Origin of the sequence: Massilia timonae CCUG 45783, assembly GCF_000315425.1 — a bacterium.
Classification (GTDB): domain Bacteria; phylum Pseudomonadota; class Gammaproteobacteria; order Burkholderiales; family Burkholderiaceae_D; genus Telluria; species Telluria timonae.
The window spans coordinates 686,940-706,717 of sequence record NZ_JH992924.1 but is presented as its reverse complement, the minus strand read 5'-3'; the positions used below and the strand labels follow the sequence as shown (position 1 = coordinate 706,717).

The window sequence follows — 19,778 nt, the reverse complement described above, 5'->3', positions numbered from 1 at the left end:
CGCGGCCTTCACGTCACGCCTCGACGGCGAACACCATCACGGCCTTGGCCGGCACCTTGATGGTCAGCTTGCCGTCGGCCGCCTTCGCGCTGAATGGCGCCGGCTTGACCGCCTGCGGCTGCTCGAAGGTGTTGTGGGCGTCCATCTTCTCGGCCGTCAGCACCTGGCCCGTCACGCTCCCCACGTTCAGGCCGGCCACGTTCAGCGCCACGTCGCTGGCGCGGGTCGGGTGCGTGTTGACCAGGGCGACATAGACCTTGCCGTCCTTGGCGCGCGCCGCGGTGGCGCTGATGCCCGGCACCGCCTTGCCATTGCTCGAGTAGGCCACATCGTTGTCGACCGCCACCGGCAGCTTGGTCGCGTCCTGGAACGGGATGTACATCTTGTAGGCGTGGTAGGTCGGCGTGAGCAGCATCTTGTCCTTGTCGGTGATGATCATCGCCTGCAGCACGTTGACCATCTGCGCGATATTCGTCATGCGCACCCGCTCGGCGTACTCATGGAAGATGTTGAAGTTGAGCGCCGCCACCACCGCATCGCGGATCGTGTTGCGCTGGAACAGGAAGCCCGGATTGGTGCCCGGCTCCACGTCGTACCAGGTGCCCCACTCGTCGACATAGAAGCCGATCTTCTTCTGCGGATCGTTCTTGTCGAGGACGGCGATGTTCTGTTTGATCTGCTGGTCGATGCGCAGGGTCTGCTGGATGGTCGAGAACCATTCGGATTCCGGGAAGCCGGTCGCGGCGCCCTTCTTCTCCCAGACGCCGGTCGGCAAGGTATAGTAGTGGTAGCTGATGCCGTCGGTGCCGCGCGCGGCTTCGCGGCTCAACACGTCGGTCCATTTGGTGTCGTTGTCGTTGCCGCCGCTGGCGATGATCTTCGGACGCGCGCCCGGCGGCGTCTTCAGGAAGGTGGCATAGTGGTTATACAGGTGGGCATAATACTCCGGCTTCATATTGCCGCCGCAGCCCCAGGCCTCGTTGCCGATACCGAAATAGGCGACCTTGTACGGCTCCTTGCGGCCGTTCTTGCGCCGCAGCTCGGCCAGCGACGACTTGGTGTCCGAGGTCATGTACTCGAGCCACTCGGCCATCTCTTGCGGGGTGCCGGAACCCAGATTGCCGTTGACGTAGGCTTCGGTGCCCAGCAGCTCGACCAGGTCGAAGAACTCATGGGTGCCGACCGCATTGTCCTCGGCCACGCCGCCCCAGTGGGTGTTGACCTTGACCGGACGCTTGTTGCGCGCGCCGATGCCGTCGCGCCAGTGGTACTCGTCGGCGAAGCAGCCGCCCGGCCAGCGCACCAGCGGCACCTTCAGCTCCTTCAACGCGCCCACCACGTCGTTGCGCCAGCCGCGCGTGTTCGGAATCCTGGAATCCGGCCCCACCCACAAGCCCTCATAGATGCCGGTGCCGAGGTGTTCTGCGAACTGGCCGTACACGTTCTTGTTGATGACCGGGCCCGGCTTGGTGGTGTCGACCGACACGCTCACCTGGGCGAAGGTGAGAACCGGCAAGGCGGCAAGGCTGCATGCGAGGATGAGGGGCTTGAGTGCTTTCACTGATGTCTCCTGGTTTTAGTCAGTCTTATTTGAATACCGCGACGAAGCCGCCGCGCGCTTTGATGCGGATGCTGGTCTTGCCCGCCTTGATCGGGGCCTGGCTGAATGCGCGTTCGCCATCCCCGTCGGTGGTCAAGGTCCCGCTGCGTCCGGCGATGAACGACAGGTCGAGGTCGACGCTGCGCGCTTCACTGTCGGCATTGAATCCGGCCACATACCAGCTGTCGCCGCTCTTTCTCGCGATGACCGCGTGGCGGCCCGGGTAGCCGTCGATGAAGCGCACGTCGTCCCAGCTGCGCGGCAGGTCGCGCAGCAGCTGTTTCACGTAATCGGGAACGCCGGCCATGCCTTCGGGCCGCTCGGCGACGTGCTGGATTCCGGACAGGAACAGCACCGCCTCGGCCAGCTCGAAGCCGTTGCGCGTGACGCGCTTGATCCTGGGGATGTCGCCGAACACCAGCGGCGTGTAGTCCATCGGGTCGAACAGGTTGCGGCTGAACGGCAGCATGGCGGCGTGTGGCGGCATCGCATCCTGGTCCTTCTGGTCGAAGGTGGTGAATTCGAATCCCTTCACCGCCTCCACCGTCATCAGGTTCGGGAAGGTGCGCGACCAGCCGCGCGGCAAGGTGGCGCCGTGGAAGTTCACCAGCAGGCCGGCGTCGGCCGCGTCCTGGAGCAGGTCGACGTAATAGGCGACCATCGACTTGCCGTCGCCGGCGAAGAAGTCGATCTTGACGCCCTTGACGCCCATGTCGCGCAGGCGTGCGAATTCGCGCACGCGCGCTGCGCGGGTGAGCAGCGCTCCCTTCGGGCTGTATGGCGTCTTGTTCCAGGCGCCGGACGAGTTGTACCAGACCAGGATGCCGATCTTCTTCGCAGACGCATAGGTCACCAGCTCGCGCATGCGTTCGAAGCCGATCTTGCGGTCCCAGTCGGCATCGACCAGCGTGTAGTCCCACCCCATGTCGGCGGCGTAGTCGACGAAGCGCTTCTGGATATCGAGATAGGTGCCGTCGTCCTTGAGCAGCGCCCAGCTCCAGGATGCGTGGCCGGGCTGGACCTTCGCCTTGTCGAAGGCGATCGCAGGCGCCGCGAGATCGGTGCCGAGCGTCGATTCCACCAGCGTGCGCAGGCTGCCCAGTGCGATGATGCGCCACGGCGTGACCAGATCGCCCTTTGACTCGGCCAGCAGCGCGCCGCCCGTGAACACCTCGGGCGCGGCCGGGACGTCGAGACGATAGACGCCGCCGCGCGAGTCGGTGTGCAGGCGCGAGGCATGGAAGCTGCCGTCCAGGTTCGCCTCCGTGAGCGCGACCCAGGTCTCGCCGGTACGGAACAGCGCCGGGAAGACCCAGCCGGCGCCCAGGGTCGACGGGGTGCCGACCGGGATCTCGCGCTGGTAGTGCTCTTCGTAGGAAGGATTCGTGTTCGACCAGCCGGTCTGGGCGACCGACATCGGCTGCAGCCAGGCCTTCGCGGACTGATCGAAGGCGAAGGCCGAGGTTTCGCGGACGAATTTCAGGTTCTTGCCGGCGACGCGGTAACGGAAGGCGACGCCGTCGTTCGAGACGCGGAAGGTCACGTCCATGGCCTGGCCCTGGGCATTGCGCACGGTATGAGTCTGTTCGTTGGCGCGGTAGGTGATGTGGCGCTTCTTGGCGGTGGCCAGTTCGTAGCGGTCTTCGATCGGCTTGACCGGCGAGCTGGCGGCCAGCCTCAAGCCCGTGGTCAGGTCGGCGCCCTGCACCGCCAGGCCGAGGCTTGAGCGCAGGATGACGGGCGTGCCGTCGCGGGCGACGGAGTAGGTCAGCGCGCCGTCCGCCGAGACGCCGACATCGACCGCGATGTGGCGGTCGGGGCTGCTGAGAGGCGCGGCGTGCGCATGGGCGCAGAGTGTTCCAAGGACGAGCAGTGCGGTGGAGCGGGATGCGGTCATGGCGGACTCCAATGGTCCATCGTCGCCACGCAAGCGGCAACGATGGTAACGGGTGGACGACTGGGGCGTGAAGGAATCGTGCGGACGTGCGGATCGATCAGGTCCAGCCGGCATCCACGACAAAATCCTGCGCCGTGCACATCCTGCTGTCGTCGGCGCCGAGGAACAGCACCATGCGCGCGACATCGTCGGGCATCAGCTTGCCCGGCAGGCACTGCGCCTTCCCGATCTCGACTTCCGCCGCCGCATCGACCCACAGCTCGACCTGGCGCTGGGTCATGACCCAGCCCGGCGTGACCGTGTTGACCCGCACGCCGAACGGCCCCAGGTCGCGCGCCAGGCTGCGCGTGAGCCCGATCACGGCCGCCTTGGTGGTGGCGTACACCGGATACCCGGCGCCCTTGGCATGCCACGACATGGAGCTGAAATTGATGATGGAGCCGCCGCCCTTCTTCTTCATCCCGGGCAGGACCGCCTGGCAGGTGAAGAACATCGGACGCTGGTTGATGGCGATGCGCTCGTTCCAGTAGTCGAGCGAGACGTCCTGGATGTCGTGGCGCTGGTCGTTGGCCGCATTGTTGACCAGGACGTCGAAGTCGCCCAGCTGCGCGGCCAGTTCGGCCATCGTGCGCTGCAGCGCCGGGATGTCAGTGATGTCGCAATGGCGGTAGACCGGGGCATGTGGCCCCGCATCGGCCAGCCGCGCGCATAGCGCCTCGCTGGCCTGCTGCGCGATGTCGACGAAGGCGACGGTCGCGCCCTGCTCCACGAAGGCCTGCACGATCGCTTCGCCGATGCCGCTGCCGCCTCCCGTCACGAATACCCGCTTGTCCCGCAGGCTGGGGTAGTTCCCCATCTGTTCCATGCTTGTCTCCATCCTGTTATCGAGCCGAAGCCTCTGCGGGCCGGCTTACTGCATCATAAGCGCTTGACCTTGACGAACGGGGCGTCATGCACGGCGAGGCGGTTGCGCAGGGCCGGACCGAAAGCCGGCGCCTCGATCTCGAAGGTCTCCCCCGCCGCGACCTGGACGCCGTCGGCAAAGCTCAGGGTCGCGGTGCCGAAGAAGTGGACGTGCACGTCGCCCGGGCGTTTGAACAGGCCATATTTGAAGTGATGATGTTCGAGGTTTTCCAGCGTGTGCGACATATTGTCTTCGCCGCTGACGAACGCCTTCTCCCAGCGCACCTGGCCGTCGAGGCCAATGACGCGCGACACGCCCGCCACGTGGGCCGGCAGCTCGCCGACCAGCAGCGCTGGACCGACACCGCAGTTGCGCAGCTTCGAGTGCGCCAGGTAGAGGTAGTTCTGGCGTTCGGTGACGTGGTCCGAGAATTCGTTGCCGATCGCATAGCCCAGGCGGTAGGGCTGTCCATCGTCGCCGATCAGGTACAGGCCGGCGATTTCCGGCTCCTCGCCGCCGTCGAGCGAGAACGCCGGCATGTCGAGGTCCTGGCCGCTGGCGCGCAGGATCGAGCCGTCGCCCTTGTAGAACCATTCCGGCTGCACGCCGGGCGTGCCGGGCGCCGGCTTGCCGCCTTCCACGCCCAGGCGAAACATCTTCATGCTGTCGCTCAGGGCCTCGATGTCGCCGCCGATCTTCTTGTGCATGCTGTCGCGCGTGTCGGCGCTGCCCAGGTGGGTCAGGCCAGTGCCGGTGACGTAGCAGTGGGCGGGGTCGGGATGGTCGACCGGGGGCAGGATACGGCTGGCAGCGGCCAGCTCGTCATAGGCGACCTGCTGCGCACCGGCGGCGCTGTCGGCCAGGTGCGCCAGGCCCCTGCCCTGCGCGATCGCGGCACGCGCGAGGTCGAGCGTGGTGGCATAGCCGTCGATGATGCGGATGGTGGCGTCGTTCAGGATGCCGACGCGGCGTTCATTCGATTCGGTCAGAAATTGGACGAGCAGCATGGTTCGGGTCTCCTTTATATTATGGTGATTGACGCTTTCCATCGACTCAATGGGAATGCTTCGGCACCGCCGACCCGCGACACCCGACGAGAAAATCGAAGTCGCACCCTTCATCGGCCTGCATCACATGGTCCAGGTACAGCCGCTGGTAACCGCTATGCTGCACGGGCGCGGCTTTCTCGGCCCGATCCGCCAGCCGCGCGCGGATCTGTTCATCGCTCAGTTCCACATTGAGCAGGCCGGCATGGCAATCGAGCTGGATCATGTCGCCGTCCTGCACGATGCCCAGCGGGCCGCCGGCCATCGCCTCCGGCGCCACGTGCAGCACCACGGTGCCGTAGGCGGTGCCGCTCATGCGCGCGTCCGAGATGCGCACCATGTCGGTGATGCCCTTGGCCAGCAGCTTGGGCGGCAGTCCCATATTGCCCACTTCGGCCATGCCCGGATAGCCCTTCGGCCCGCAGTTCTTCATCAGCAGCACGCAGTTCTCATCCACGTCCAGGTCGGGATCGAGGATGCGCTCCTTGTAGTGGTCGAAATCCTCGAACACCACCGCGCGGCCGCGGTGCCGCATCAGGTGGGGCGACGCCGCCGACGGCTTCAGCACCGCGCCGCGCGGCGCCAGGTTGCCGCGCAGGATGCAGATGCCGCCGTCCGCGATCAGCGGATTGTCCAGCTGGCGCACCACCTCGTCGTTGTATATCGGCGCGTCGACGCAGTTCTCCCACAGCGACTTGCCGTTGACGGTCAATGCGTCCCGGTGCGGAATCAGGCCGCCTTCTCCCAGGCGCCGGACCACCGCCGGCAGGCCGCCGGCGTAATAGAACTCTTCCATCAGGTAGCGGCCCGACGGCAGCAGGTCGACCACGGTCGGGGTGCCCTTGCCGATGCGGGTCCAGTCCTCGAGTTCGAGCTGCACGCCGACGCGGCCGGCGATCGCCTTCAGGTGGATCACGGCATTGGTCGAACCGCCGATCGCCGCGTTCACGCGAATCGCGTTCTCGAAGTTCTCGCGCTTGAGGATCTTCGAGATGCGCAGGTCTTCGTGCACCATCTCGACGATGCGGATGCCCGACATATGGGCCAGCACGTAGCGCCGCGCATCCACGGCGGGAATCGCCGCATTGTGCGGCAGCGAGGTGCCCAGCGCCTCGGCCATGCAGGCCATCGTAGACGCCGTGCCCATGGTGTTGCAGGTGCCGGCCGAACGCGAGTGCCCCGCTTCGGCCGACAGGAATTCGTGCATCGTGATGGCGCCGGCCTTGGCTTGCTCGTGCAGCTGCCAGACGGCGGTGCCGGAACCGATGTCCTTGCCGTTCAGTTTACCGTTGAGCATCGGGCCGCCGGTGACGACGATGGTCGGCAGGTCGACGCTGGCCGCGCCCATCAGCAGGGCCGGCGTGGTCTTGTCGCAGCCGACCAGCAGCACCACGGCGTCCATCGGATTGCCGCGGATCGACTCCTCGACGTCCATCGACGCCAGGTTACGGGTCAGCATGGCGGTCGGCCGCAGGTTCGATTCGCCGTTCGAAAACACGGGGAATTCGACCGGGAAGCCGCCGGCTTCCAGGATGCCGCGCTTGACGTGTTCGGCCAGCTTGCGGAAATGGGCGTTGCAGGGAGTGAGTTCGGACCAGGTATTGCAGATGCCGATGATGGGTTTGCCCTGGAATTCATGGTCGGGAATGCCCTGGTTCTTCATCCAGCTGCGGTACATGAAACCGTTCTTGTCTTGCGTCCCGAACCACGCCGCCGAGCGCAGCGGCGTCTTTTTCTTTTCCCCGGACATGCAGATCTCCTGTTTATTCTTGGCCGAGCGAGGCGTCGAGCCTGGCCCATGTCTCCTGATGAGAGTAATGGTAAAGACCAGCCAGATAACTTTCCAATCACATTTTTGGCGACGTCGATACCGTTTTCAGTATCGATCAGCGGGTGGATCGGCGGGAGATGGGGCGGCGCTGGCCGCCAGGATGGAAGGTCAGCGGTGCAGGAAGCGTGCTTCGGGCAGGCCGCGCACGTCCAGGGGCAGCTGGAACACCGCGCCCGACAGCGGCGCAGCATCCCGGTCGCGCGCCGTCATGCCCACGTGCGCGCTGGTGACGAACAAGGTCGATAGACCTGGCCCGCCGAAAGCCGGGCAGCTCGGCTGCGGCGCGGCGAGCGGGATCACCCGATCCAGCTTGCCGCTTGGTGCGAAGCGCCTCACCTGCCCCGCGCCCCAGCGCGTGCTCCACAGGTAACCCTCGGCATCGACCGTGGAACCATCCGGTTCGCCCGGCGCGGCATCGGCCGCGACGAAGGTGTGCACCCGCCCGACTTCGGCGCTGCAGGGGTTGTAGTCGGCGTACAGGATGGCCTTCTCTTGCGAGTCGGCGAAATACATGCGCCGGCCGTCGGGGCTGAAGCAGATGCTGTTGGCGATCGCCGCCTTCGGCAGCGGCAGCGATTCCAGCGACAGGTCGAGGTTCAGGCGATAGAAGCCGCCCACCGCGCGTTTGGGGTTCTCGTCCTGGTTGAACATGCCGAACACGAAGCGCCCCTGGCGGTCGCAACGCCCATCGTTCAGGCGCGTCGATGGATTGTCCGCTTCGACGTCGACGATGCGGGTGACCTTGCCGGTCGAGAAAGTGAAGAAGGCCAGGCCGGAGGCAAGCCCCAGCAGCAAGCGATCGTCGCTGCCGGTGAGCGCGAAGCTGCACAGGCGCTCGGGCATGCGCCAGGAGACGGTGCGCCCGCTGGACGGCGAATGCGACCACAGGGTCGCGGCCGGGATGTCGGTCCACAGCAGCCGGCCAGTGCGCTCGCACCACAGCACGCATTCGCCGAGCTCGTGCCCGGCGTCGAGCAGCACTTCCATCATGCGCCCGGCTCCACCAGGAAGCGAAAGCGCGACTCGGTCTGGTATGCCTCGCCCGGACGCAGGATCACGTTCGGGAACAGCGGCTGGTTCGGCGAATCCGGGAAGTGCTGCGGCTCCAGGCAGAAGCCGCTGCGGTGCTGGTAGGTCCTGCCCTTGCCCGCCAGCGAACCGTCGAGGAAGTTCCCGCTGTAGAACTGCACGCCCGGCTCCTCGGTCCACAATTCCAGCACGCGTCCCGATGTCGGTTCGGACACGCGCGCCGCGCGGCTCAATGCCTTGCCCTGCGGCTTGTTGAGCACGAAGTTGTGGTCATAGCCGCCGCCATGGCGCAGCTGCTTGTCCGGCTGGCCGATGCGCTCGCCGATCGCGCGCGGCATGCGGAAGTCGAACGGCGTGCCCGTCACCGGCGTCAGTTCGCCGGTCGGGATCGATTCGGCGTCGATGGCCACGAAAGCGTCGGCCTCGATGCTCAATACGTGGCCGAGGATGTCACCATCGCCGGCCAGGTTGAAGTAGCTGTGCTGGGTCAGGTTGACCGGCGTCGCCTTGTCGGTGACGGCGTGGAAGGACACCACCAGCTCGTTAGTATCCAGGAGCGTGTAGGTGACGGTCGCATCGAGGTTGCCGGGATAGCCCATCTCGCCATCGGCGCTGCGGTACTGCAGGCGCAGACTGGCGCCGTCGATCGTGGCCTCCCACTTGACGCGATCGAAACCATCCGGCCCGCCATGCAGGTGGTTGCTGCCGTTATTGACCGGCAGCTGGACTTCCTGGCCGTCGAGCGTGAAGCGTCCGTGCCGGATGCGGTTGCCGTAGCGGCCGATCAGCGCGCCGAAATATGGGCTATCCGTGCGGTAGGGCTCGAGCGTGTCGAAACCCAGCACCACGTCGGCGAGGTTGCCGTCGCGGTCGGGCGCATGCAGCTCGGTGATGATGCCGCCATAGTCGATGATCTTCGCCACCATGCCCCCGGCATTGGTCAGCGTGAACTGGGTGATGGCCCTGCCGTCGGGCAGCTGGCCGAATGGCGCTTGCGTGATACCGGTTTGCACGTTGTATCGATCTCCAGATGTCATCAATAAGTGGAAGGACGGCCGAACAGCGGCATGCCCTGTTCGTCCCAGCGCAGCGGTTTCACGAAGGTGTGGCGGTCCGGATTCCAGAGCGGATCGCCGACGATCTCGGTATGGGTGCGCGCATGGTAGACCAGCATGACGGTGTCGTCGTCTTCGGCATAGGTAAAGCTGTTGTGGCCCGGGCCATAGACGCCGTGATCGTAGCACGACCGCAAAACGGGCTGCGCCGACTTGGTCCACGCTGCCGGGTCGAGCAGGTCGGCATCCTCGTCGGCCCACACCAGGCCCATCGCGTAATTGTGGTCGGTGGCGCTGGCCGAGTAGCTGATGAAGATCCTGCCGTTGCGGCGTAGCACGGATGGACCCTCGTTGACCCGGAATCCGATGGTTTCCCAGTCGTGCTCCGGCTTGCTGAGCAGGACCGGCTTGCCCTCGATCTGCCACGGCGTCTTCATCGGCGCGATGTACAGGTTCGAATTGCCCTCGATCTCGACATCCTTCTGCGCCCACAGGTAGTACAGCCGGCCCTGGTGGGTGAACGTGGTGGCATCCAGGCAGAAGCTGTCGATGCCGGTGTCGACTTGGCCCATGAATTCCCACTCCCCTTCCAGCGGATTGGCATTCGTGTTGCGGATCGCGTACATGCGATGCTGGAACAGCTGGTGCTTGATCTCGCGGCTCGGGGCGGCGGCGAAATAGACGTACCAGGCGCCCTGGTTGAAGTGCAGCTCGGGCGCCCACACCAGTTCGGAATACGGCCCGGTGTCGGGCTTGATCCAGGCGTCGACCGTCGGCGCGCTCGCCAGGCCGTCGATCGTGGTGGCGCGGCGCAGTTCGATACGGTCGTAGAGCGGGACCGAGGCCGTAAAGTAATAATACCCGTCGCTGTGCTTGTAGATATAGGGATCGGCGCGTTGCTCGATCAGGGGTCTCAGGATCGTTTCTTGCATCTCGTGTCTCGCTTCGTGGTTCAGGTGGTCGCGTAGCCCTGCGCGCGCATGTCTTCCTTGACGCTGCTGTAATAGTCGTCGCTGATCCGGTACTTGAACATCAGAAGCCCCATGAGAAAGTGAAAGAACCCCGGGATCACCGACAGCATCAGCGCGATGCCCTGCAGCGCCAGCGCCGACTGCGCCTGGTTCGGCTGGTATTCGAAGACGTCGAGCAGCACCCCGACCAGGCCGCCGGCGATGGCCATGCCGGCCTTCTGGCACACCGAGATGCCGCCGAAGGCGAAGCCCGAGACGCGCTTGCCGGTCTTGACCTGGCCATAGTCGATGGTCTCGGCGATCGCCGACCAGAACACCGGCGCATGCAGGTCGACCACCAGCGACAGCAGGAAGTACAGCGCGAAGGCCAGCGCCATGTCGCCGGGTTGCACCAGGAAGTAGAGCATCAGGCTGAGCACCGCGACCATGATCTGCGAATTGCGGAACAGCTTGACCTTGCAATAGAACTTGGTGGTCCAGGTGGACACCACCATGGCCAGGATCGCCGCCGCCACGCCGGTCGAGAGGAAGGCCGACACGGTGGCGGTGTCGCCGTTCAAATAGTATTTGGCGTAGTAGATCGCCACCGAGCCGCGGATCACGTAGCCGATGGTGCCGGTCACGCACACGGCGCACAGGATCAGCCACTGGTCGTTCTTGAGCAGCAACCGCACCTGCTCGGTCAAAGGCTGCTTCTCGACCTTGTGCACCACGCGCTCGGTGGTGGTGAAGAAGCAGAACGCGAAGAGCAGGACGCCCACCGCCGCCATCAGCACCATCGCGGCCTGGTAGCCGGCCGCCGGATTCGCGCCGCCCCAGGCGTCGGCCAGGATCGGCACCACGATGGTCACCATGAAGGCGCCGACCTTGGCGAAGAACAGGCGGTAGCCGTTGGCCGACAGGCGCTGCTGCGGGTCGGACGTCAGGCCGCTGATCAGCGAGATGTAGGGGATGCCCACGCCCGCCGTCATCAGGGTCATCAGGATGTAGCTGGCGTAGGCCCAGACCAGCTTGGCGTCATAGTTCCATTCCGGCGTGCTGAATACCAGGAACACCGACAGGCCATAGGGCAGCGCGAGCAGCAGCAGCCAGGGGCGGTAGCGCCCCCAGCGCGTCAGCACCGCATCGTTGACCTGCCCCATCGCCAGGTCGGCCAGCGCCCCCACCACCTTGACCGCGACGAACAGCGCCGCCAGGTCGGCCGTGCGCAGGCCGTAGATGTCGGTATAGAAGAAGGTGATGATCAACATCATCGACGAGATCACGACGTTGAGCGCCATGTCGCCGGCGCCGAAACCGACTTTTTCGAGGGTCGAGAGCTTTTGCGTGTGCACGTTCATCGTCCTCAGTTGCGCCACCTGAGCGCCAGCCCCACCACCCGGTCATAGCGGCGCACGTCGCGCGGCAGCTGCGGCACGCTGTGGTAGTCGTGGTAGGCCTGGTCCAGCAGGTTGCTGCCGTCCAGGGTCAGGGTCAGGCTGTCGGTCAGCTTGTACGACACCGAAGCGTCCAGGGTCTTGAGCGGGTCGACGACGATGTTGTACGGCAGCGCGCGGTAGTTGTACTCGGCGGTGAACTTGTCGCGCCAGCTGTAGGCCAGGCGCGCCGACCACTTGCCGTACTCGTACAGGGCGACCACGTTGGCCGACAGCTTCGACATGCCGGCGAAGGTGTTGATGGTGCCGTCCGCCTCGGCCAGGCCGCCATCCATCCAGGTGACGTTGGCCTGCATGCCCAGCCCGCCCAGCCAGCCCGGGAGCTGCGTGTAGAACTGCTGGTATGCCAGTTCGGCGCCCTTCAGCTTGCCCTCGACCGCGTTATACGGACGGCTGACGTTATAGATGTCGCCATCGTGCACCTCGGGCCGCGCGCTGCGGCGCAGGTAGTTGTCGTAGTCGTGCTGGAACAGCGTGCCGGTGATCGAGCCGGCCGGCGCGAAATACCATTCCAGGGCCAGGTCGACGTTGCGCGCCTCTTGCGGCTTGAGGTCCGGGTTGCCGGCGGTGCCGGTGGCCAGGGTGGTCGTGGTCGACGGGAACAGCGCCAGGCCCGGGTTGAAGTCGGCGAACGGCGCGCGCTCGATCGCCTTGCTGGCCGACAGGCGGCCGATCAGGTCCTGGCGAAAGTGAGCCCGCAGCGACAGGCTCGGGAGCACGTCGCTGGTGGTGGACGAGACCGTGGTCGGCGACACCACGCCCTCGCGCGCCGAGAAGCCTTCGACACGCTGCTTCGTCTTCACGTAGCGCAGGCCGGCGGTGCCGTCGATCGGCAGCGACCAGGCGTCGAAGCCGAAATTGGCCTTCAGGTAGATGGCGCTGGTCTGTTCGCGGTCGGCATAGAACGATTGCGGATTGTCCGGCCGCGGATCGCGGTCGCCACGGATCGCCTGGCGGATGTCGCCGGTGTGGTCCAGCAGGTAATCCATGCAGGGCGCGTAGAACTGGTTCATGCCATAGTTGCCGCCGGTCTCGGGGCTGGTGCAGTTCAGGCCCGGGAAGTCGGTGACGCGGATGGCGTTCGGCGACCACAGATTGGGAGCCGGCGAGTGGCCATTGAGCTCGTGGACGAAAGTGGCGTCGCGTTCCGCGTAGCGCACCCCGGCGCTGAGTTCCCTGAAGAAGCCGTCATTCTCAGGCGTCCAGGCCACGTCGCCGCGCCAGTCGTTGGCGGCGCCGCGCGAGCGGTTGTGGTTGTCGAACAGGGCGAACATGGTCCAGTTGGCGGGGTCCGTCATATCGGTGCCCGGGTACGCGAGGTAGCCGCCGCCGTCGCGCACCTCGGCGTGGATGGCCTTGGAGCGGTCCATCACGGTGTCCAGGATCGGGTTCTTCATGCCGTGCTTGCTGATCGTGCGAACCAGCTCGGTGCTCACGCGCACGCCGGGCATCGCCTTCCAGATCGCGCCGACCGCCGCCTGGTGGGTCTCGGCGACCTCGCGCCGCGCCTGGGTCGAGCTCAGGGTGAAGGTATTCACGTCCGGGTGGCTGATCGAGCCCAGGTAGTTCGAGCCGGGCATGGTGGTGACCGTCGCTCCCGGGTTGTTGATCGGCAGGTCGCCAACAAAAAAGATGCTCTGCGAGTCGTGCTCGATCCTGGTCGAGAAGCTCTCGGCATAGACCTCGAGGTCTCTCGTCGGCCGCCACTGGACCGACAGGTTGCCGGCCAGGCGTTCGCGGTCGCCGCCGGTCATCACCCGCCCCATCGACGGCGCGCCGATCACGCCGCTGTCGAGGGTGCGCGGCTCGCCGACGAAGGCAGTTTCGTCGTGGTAGCGTCCGCGCTGGTAGGACAGGCCGCCCAGCACCCCGATCTCGCCGATGCCGGTCTTCCAGCGGTTCGACAGCAGGCCGGAGACGTTGGGGTCGACCTTGTCGGCCTTGTCGCGGTGTTCGCCGCGCAAGTTGAAGGCGGCCTGGGCCCCCTTGAAGTCGAACGGACGGTTGGTGCGCACGTCGATCACGCCCGAGGTGCCGCCTTCGACCATGTCGGCGCCCTGCGATTTATAGACGTCGACCCGCTGCAGCATCGCCACCGGCACGTCGGCCAGGAACAGGCTGCGGCCGGCCGCGGTGAACATCTCGCGGCCGTTGTACAGGGTGACGATGCCGCCCAGGCCACGAATGACGACGTTGCCGGCTTCGCCATTCTGGCGGATCACCTGCACGCCCGGCACCCGGCCCAGGATCTCGGCCACGTTCTTGTCGGGGAACTTGCCGATGTCGTCGGCGACGATGGAGTCGAGCAGCTGCTCGGCGTCGCGCTTGATGGCCTGGGCGCTCTGGGCAGCCTGGCGGGTGCCGGTGACGGTCACCACGGCGTCGGGCGGGACGGCTTCTTGGGCGCCCGCGGTGGCGCACGTCAGGCCGAGGCCGGCGCCGGCCAGGGCGGCGACGGTGGCGCGCAGGGCGAAGCGGCGGGAAGAAGGACGAGAAGCAGGACGAGAAGCAGGACGAGAAGCAGGCCGAGAAGCAGGCCGAGAGGCAGGGGAAAGTACGGGCGTGACGAAGCCCGGTGCATACCGTTTCATATGTCTCCTTTGTCGTTATATGCCGGTATCCGGCTGTATTTATGTACTACTCGACAATGATGGTAGGCGGCCCATCGAGAACGTTCCAATCAATTTTTCTGGCGCTCCGATACCGATTTAAGTATCGAGGCTTCTGTCAAGCTCCTCGTGAAAGATGACGCTGGAACGGCAAATCGCGATGCACTACCGCGGTGCAAAAAGCGCATAAGCATAGTGCGATGACAACGATGTGAACTGCCATTTGATCTTGAGCAATAGCGTGAGCCGCTATATATGCACGCTTCGGCGGCGGCTGCCGCTTACCGCTCCGCATCGAGCCCGCACCGTTATTGCGCACTGCAACAGATGTCAAGGGCGAAAATGTGGCGTTATTGCAACGCAATAAGTTGATTATTGGCAATTATTTGAAAGTGCGCGGCGCGCCTGCGCTAGGCTCACAGAAAGCCCGCCAATACAGGGTTCTCCTATGAAAAGCGGTGTCGAACAAGGGCAATTTTCGCTTGTCAATGAGGGGTTTCGACCCTGTTCCGATTGGACCGTGCCCGATGACAAATGTCCACTTGGCATGTCATGATGGATAGGCTATTTCACAAACAAACACTGGAGAGACATCCATGAAGCACAAAATTCTTGCCATCGCCATCGTGTCGGCACTGCCGCTGGTCGCCCAAGCACAAACCAGCGTCACCATGTACGGCTTGATCGACGCTTCGATCGGCGTCGAGAACAACGATGCGCCAGGCGAAAGCAGCCGCACCGTCGTGTCGTCGGGCACCCAGTCGGCAAGCCGTCTCGGCTTCCGTGGCACCGAAGACCTGGGCAATGGCCTGAAAGCCCTGTTCAACATCGAAGCCGCGATCGCCGCCGACACCGGCGCGACCAACTCGCGCATGTTCGACCGCCGCGCCGTGGTCGGCCTGCAAGGCGCCTTCGGCACCGTGACCGTCGGCCGTGAATACGGTCCGATCGCCGCCGTCGCCAGCGCTTCGGACACCCTGGGCCAGGGCTTCTACGGCTCGAACCTGGCATCGTTCGGCACCAACCGCCTGACCCGCCGCCTGGACAACTCGGTCAACTACCAGAGCAATGCCCTGAACGGCTTCACCCTGCGCGCAGCCTACGGCGCGGGCGAGCGTAACGAGACCGACCTGCAGGATACCGGCGACATCACCGGTGTGGCGCTGGAATACGCGAACGCGGGCTTCTACGTCGGCGCCGGCTACCAGAATCGTGAAGACCTGCCGAGCGGCGACAGCAAGGAATACGGCGTCGGCCTGGGCTACAAGTTCGGCAACTTCGAACTGCGCGGCGGCTACCTGGCGGCCGATCCTGAATTCGCCAACGGCATCGACAACAAGTACGAGCAGATGAACGCCGGCGTGTCGTACGGCTTCGGCGCCAGCCGCGTCTACCTGAACTACCAGCAGCAAGAGCAGGAACTGGGCGATGCGGAAGGCAAGGCAATCACCCTGGCCTACACCTACACCCTGTCGAAGCGCACCAACGTGTACGCTTCGTACGCCAAACTGCGCAACAACGGCACCGGCGTGTTCACGCTGGCTGGCTCGGGCAACGCGATCGCCCTGCCTGCAACCGCCTTCGGCGCGGACCCACAGGTCTACAACATCGGCGTGCGTCACTCGTTCTAAGCGACTCTGCCTCAAGCCGGGTGCCCGTCACCCGGTGCGGGTTGCAAAGAAATACGCCAACAAAAACGGCAAGCCTTGCGGCTTGCCGTTTTTGTTTGGCCTGTCGATTTCTTTGTCGTTCGATTTCTTCAGAACGCCGGCGCCGCCGCAGGACCGGCAACCGCAGGGCGCCTGGACGCCGGCGCCCGGACGACGGGCCGTGGCGCTTCCACGGCCGGGCCGGCAGCGATCCGGAACACCGCCACCGCCTGCGCCAGCCGCGCCGCCTGCTCCTGCATCGCATTCGATGCGGCGGCGGTTTCCTCGACCAGGGCCGCGTTCTGCTGCGTGCCTTCGTCCATCTGCGCCACCGCCCCGTTGATCTGCTCGATGCCGGCGGTCTGCTCCAGGCTGGCCGCGCTGATCTCGGCCATGATGTCGGTCACCCGGCGCACGCTGTCGACGATCTCCTCCATCGTGGCGCCGGCCTGGGCCACCAGCCGGCTGCCGTTGGCCACCTTGTCGCTCGAGTCGCCGATGAGCTCCTTGATTTCCCTGGCTGCCGCCGCCGAGCGCTGGGCCAGGTTGCGCACCTCGGTCGCCACCACCGCGAAGCCGCGCCCCTGCTCGCCGGCCCTCGCCGCTTCCACCGCCGCGTTCAGCGCCAGGATATTGGTCTGGAAAGCGATGCCGTCGATGACGCCGATGATGTCGCCGATCTTGCTGGAAGACGCCTGGATCTCGTCCATCGTGCCGACCACCTGGTGGATGACTTCGCCGCCGCGCGCGGCCACGCCGGACGCCGATTCGGCCAGCTTGTTGGCCTGGCGCGCATTGTCGGCGTTCTGGCGCACGGTCGAGGTCAGCTCTTCCATCGACGACGCGGTTTCTTCCAGCGCGCCGGCCTGCTGCTCGGTGCGGCTCGACAGATCGAGGCTGCCGGCGGCGACCTGCTCGGCCGCGACCGCGATGGTGTCGGTGCCGGCGCGCACGGCGCCGACGGTGCGCGCCAGGCTGTCGTTCATGGTCTTCAGGGCCTGCAGCAGCTGGCCCGTTTCGTCGCGGGTGGTGACCTCGATGCGGCTGGTGAGGTCGCCCGCGGCCACGGTGTTGGCCACTTCCAGCGCGCGCGCCACCGGTCGCGTGATCGAGCGCGTGATCCACAAGGCGATGCCCGCGGCCAGCGCCAGCGCGAACAGGCCCAGGCCCCAGGTCTGGCGGATGGTGCTGCCGTAGGTCGTGGCCGCGTCCTGCGCCGCCGCCGCGCTGAACTGCTTTTGCAGCGCCAGCTCGGCGCCGGTGGCTTCCTTCAGGATGCCCAGGCGCGGACGCAGCTCATTGAGAAGATAAGCCCTGGCCTGCGCGTCCTCGCCCGCCTGGATCAGCTTGACCAGCTGGTCGGCGCCGGCCAGGTAGCTGGCGCTGGCCGTTTCCATGCGGCGCAGGATGCCGATCGATTCGGCGTGCGCCATCAGGGTCGGCTCGATCTCGACCAGGGTCGTGGTCATCACCTTGCGCGCGTCCTCGATCGCCTGGACCTGCCGCTGGCGGTCGGCCGGATCATCGTTGAGCATCATATTGCGCACGGCGATGGCGATGATGCTGATCTGGGCCTCGACCCGGTTGCTCATCTCGATGGCCGGGATGCGGTGCTCGACGATCTCCCTGGTGTCGTTGTTCAGGCGCAGGATCGAGGCGTTGCTCAGGGCGCTGATCAGCACCAGCATCAGGCTGACGGCGCCGAACCCCAGCGCCAGGCGCTTGCCGATACTCAGGTTTGCTAACTTCATGGTCGTACTCCTCATTTCCAGTCTAACAATAGATATTGCCAATCGGAAATTAGAGTAAGTTCCAGTTCGTACTATGACGATGTGTGCACGCTAACAAATCGGGAATACTGGACTGATAGCCAGGTTTTTCGGACGATATGCAAAGTTTCTGACAATGTTTGATGTCAAGAATTACAAAAAAAACGGCAAGCCTGGGCTTGCCGTTTTTCGTCGGATGTCCTGGAATCAGAACTCTTCCCACTCTCCCGCAGTAACGGGCGTCCTGGCCCTGGCAGTTGCCGGCTGCACGGCCGTCCGTGCCGGCGCCACCCGTGGCGCCGGCTTCGTCTGCGTCGTCACCAGGACACGCTGCGGGGTTGCCGCCACGTCAGGCGCCATGTCCGCCGCCGCCCGCGCCTGCTCGCCATCGATCCGGAACACCGCCACCGCCTGCGCCAGCCTGGCCGCCTGCTCCTGCATCGAGGCCGACGCCGCAGCGGCTTCTTCGACCAGGGCGGCGTTCTGCTGCGTGCCTTCGTCCATCTGCGCCACCGCGCCGTTGATCTGTTCGATGCCGGCCGTCTGTTCCTGGCTGGCCGCGCTGATCTCGGCCATGATGTCGGTGACGCGGCGCACGCTCTCGACGATCTCCTGCATCGTCGCGCCCGCCTCGGCCACCAGGCGGCTGCCGTCGGCCACCTTGCCGCTCGAGTCGCCGATGAGCCCCTTGATTTCCTTGGCCGCCGCCGCCGAGCGCTGGGCCAGGTTGCGCACCTCGGTCGCCACCACGGCGAAGCCCCTGCCCTGCTCGCCGGCGCGCGCCGCCTCCACCGCCGCGTTCAGCGCCAGGATATTGGTCTGGAAGGCGATGCCGTCGATGACGCCGATGATGTCGTTGATCTTGCTGGACGATGCATTGATCGCATCCATCGTATTGACGACCTGGTGAATGACTTCACCGCCGCGCGCGGCGACGTTCGACGCCGACTCGGCCAGCTTGTTGGCCTGGCGCGCATTGTCGGCGTTCTGCTTGACGGTCGAGGTCAGCTCTTCCATCGACGATGCCGTCTCTTCCAACGCCGACGCCTGCTGTTCGGTGCGGCTGGAAAGGTCCCGGCTGCCCGCCGCCACCTGGCCCGCAGCGACAGCGATAGTGTCGGTGCCCACGCGCACGGTGCCCACGGTGCGCGCCAGGCTTTCGTTCATGCTCTTGAGAGCCTGCAGCAATTGGCCGGTCTCGTCACGGCTGGTGACGTCGATACGGCTGGTCAGGTCGCCCGCGGCCACGGTATTGGCCACATCCAGCGCGCGCACCAGGGGACGCGTGATCGAGCGCGTGATCCACCACGCGACCACGGCGGCCAGCACCAGCGCCAGCGCGCCCACGATCGACATCAGCCAGGTCGTGCTGCGATAGGTCGCCTCGGCCTCATTCCCGGCGCGCACGCTGAGCTCCTTCTGCAGCTTGGTCTGCTCGGCGGTGGCGCCCTTGAGTTGCGCCAGGCGCGGACGCAGTTCGCGCACCAGGTAGTCCCGCGCCCCCTCGTCGTCGCCGGCGGCGATCAGCTTGAGCAGCCCATCCTGGCCCGCCAGGTAGCCGGTGTTCGCCGCCGCCATCCGTTCCAGGATCTCGCGTCCTTGCGGCGTGGTGATGGTCGTGCGCAGCGCGGCCAGCATCTCGTCCATGATCTTGCGCGAGGCCATGATCTGGTCGACCTGCTTCTGGCGGTCGGCCGCATCGGCGTTGAGCATCATGTTGCGCAGGGCGATCGCGATATTGTTGTTTTCGGACTCGAGACGCGCGGTCGCGTCGATCGTGGGAATGCGGTTGGTGACGAGCATGCGGGTGCCGTCGTTGACGCGGGCGAGCATGACGTTGCTCAGGCCGAGCATGACGACCAGCATCAGGCCGACGGCGCCGAATCCAAGGCCCAGGCGCTTCCGATATGGAGGTTCTGCAGTTTCATGTAGGTGTTCAGTCCTTCTAAAGTTGAATAAATATTTTCCAGTTCAAAAAAGAG

13 protein-coding genes are annotated in these 19,778 nt (G+C 65.4%); 1 reads left to right on the top strand and 12 read right to left on the bottom strand.

All coding sequences use genetic code 11. The annotated features are described in order from the left end of the window. Positions 1 to 13: 13 nt before the first annotated feature. The 10 genes from HMPREF9710_RS18240 to HMPREF9710_RS18195 form a co-directional block, all read right to left on the bottom strand. Entirely contained in the window at positions 14 to 1,561 is a 1,548-nt protein-coding gene (locus HMPREF9710_RS18240) for an alpha-N-arabinofuranosidase (protein WP_005668737.1), read from the bottom strand. Positions 1,562 to 1,586: 25 nt separating this feature from the next. Further along, positions 1,587 to 3,497 carry a glycoside hydrolase family 97 protein gene (locus HMPREF9710_RS18235; protein ID WP_005668735.1) on the bottom strand — a complete coding sequence of 637 codons (1,911 nt, stop codon included), beginning with the start codon at positions 3,495 to 3,497 and terminating at the stop codon, positions 1,587 to 1,589. A gap of 97 nt (positions 3,498 to 3,594) precedes the next feature. Continuing rightward, the gene (locus HMPREF9710_RS18230) at positions 3,595 to 4,362 is read right to left on the bottom strand and encodes an SDR family NAD(P)-dependent oxidoreductase (RefSeq protein WP_005668734.1); all 768 of its coding nucleotides are present in this window, start codon (positions 4,360 to 4,362) and stop codon (positions 3,595 to 3,597) included. Between the two features lie 53 nt (positions 4,363 to 4,415). Further along, positions 4,416 to 5,408, bottom strand: coding sequence for an AraD1 family protein (araD1, locus tag HMPREF9710_RS18225; RefSeq protein ID WP_005668732.1), 993 nt, complete (start codon positions 5,406 to 5,408; stop codon positions 4,416 to 4,418). A 46-nt stretch (positions 5,409 to 5,454) separates the two neighbouring features. Then, the gene (locus tag HMPREF9710_RS18220; RefSeq protein WP_005668729.1) at positions 5,455 to 7,197 is read right to left on the bottom strand and encodes an IlvD/Edd family dehydratase; all 1,743 of its coding nucleotides are present in this window, start codon (positions 7,195 to 7,197) and stop codon (positions 5,455 to 5,457) included. A gap of 189 nt (positions 7,198 to 7,386) precedes the next feature. Then, positions 7,387 to 8,268 carry an SMP-30/gluconolactonase/LRE family protein gene (locus HMPREF9710_RS18215; protein WP_005668728.1) on the bottom strand — a complete coding sequence of 294 codons (882 nt, stop codon included), beginning with the start codon at positions 8,266 to 8,268 and terminating at the stop codon, positions 7,387 to 7,389. Beyond that, a complete protein-coding gene (locus HMPREF9710_RS18210; RefSeq protein WP_040777038.1) occupies positions 8,265 to 9,320 on the bottom strand; it encodes an aldose epimerase family protein in 1,056 nt (351 codons plus the stop codon). The genes HMPREF9710_RS18215 and HMPREF9710_RS18210 overlap by 4 nt, the downstream gene beginning before the upstream one ends. 23 nt (positions 9,321 to 9,343) lie before the next feature. Next, entirely contained in the window at positions 9,344 to 10,294 is a 951-nt protein-coding gene (locus HMPREF9710_RS18205; protein ID WP_005668726.1) for a glycoside hydrolase family 43 protein, read from the bottom strand. Between the two features lie 20 nt (positions 10,295 to 10,314). Continuing rightward, positions 10,315 to 11,673, bottom strand: coding sequence for an MFS transporter (locus HMPREF9710_RS18200; RefSeq protein ID WP_005668725.1), 1,359 nt, complete (start codon positions 11,671 to 11,673; stop codon positions 10,315 to 10,317). 5 nt (positions 11,674 to 11,678) lie between these two features. Beyond that, positions 11,679 to 14,360, bottom strand: a complete 2,682-nt coding sequence (locus HMPREF9710_RS18195; RefSeq protein ID WP_005668724.1) for a TonB-dependent receptor — start codon at positions 14,358 to 14,360, stop codon at positions 11,679 to 11,681. Positions 14,361 to 14,974: 614 nt separating this feature from the next. On the opposite strand from HMPREF9710_RS18195, the gene HMPREF9710_RS18190 reads away from it, so the two are divergent. After that, a complete protein-coding gene (locus tag HMPREF9710_RS18190; protein WP_005668723.1) occupies positions 14,975 to 16,009 on the top strand; it encodes a porin in 1,035 nt (344 codons plus the stop codon). A gap of 128 nt (positions 16,010 to 16,137) precedes the next feature. Here HMPREF9710_RS18190 and HMPREF9710_RS18185 read toward each other — a convergent pair whose 3' ends face one another. After that, positions 16,138 to 17,778: a methyl-accepting chemotaxis protein gene (locus HMPREF9710_RS18185; protein WP_005668721.1), complete on the bottom strand. Its 1,641-nt coding sequence runs from the start codon at positions 17,776 to 17,778 to the stop codon at positions 16,138 to 16,140. Positions 17,779 to 18,003: 225 nt separating this feature from the next. Further along, positions 18,004 to 19,662, bottom strand: a complete 1,659-nt coding sequence (locus tag HMPREF9710_RS18180) for a methyl-accepting chemotaxis protein (RefSeq protein WP_005668719.1) — start codon at positions 19,660 to 19,662, stop codon at positions 18,004 to 18,006. Between the last annotated feature and the right edge of the window lie 116 nt (positions 19,663 to 19,778).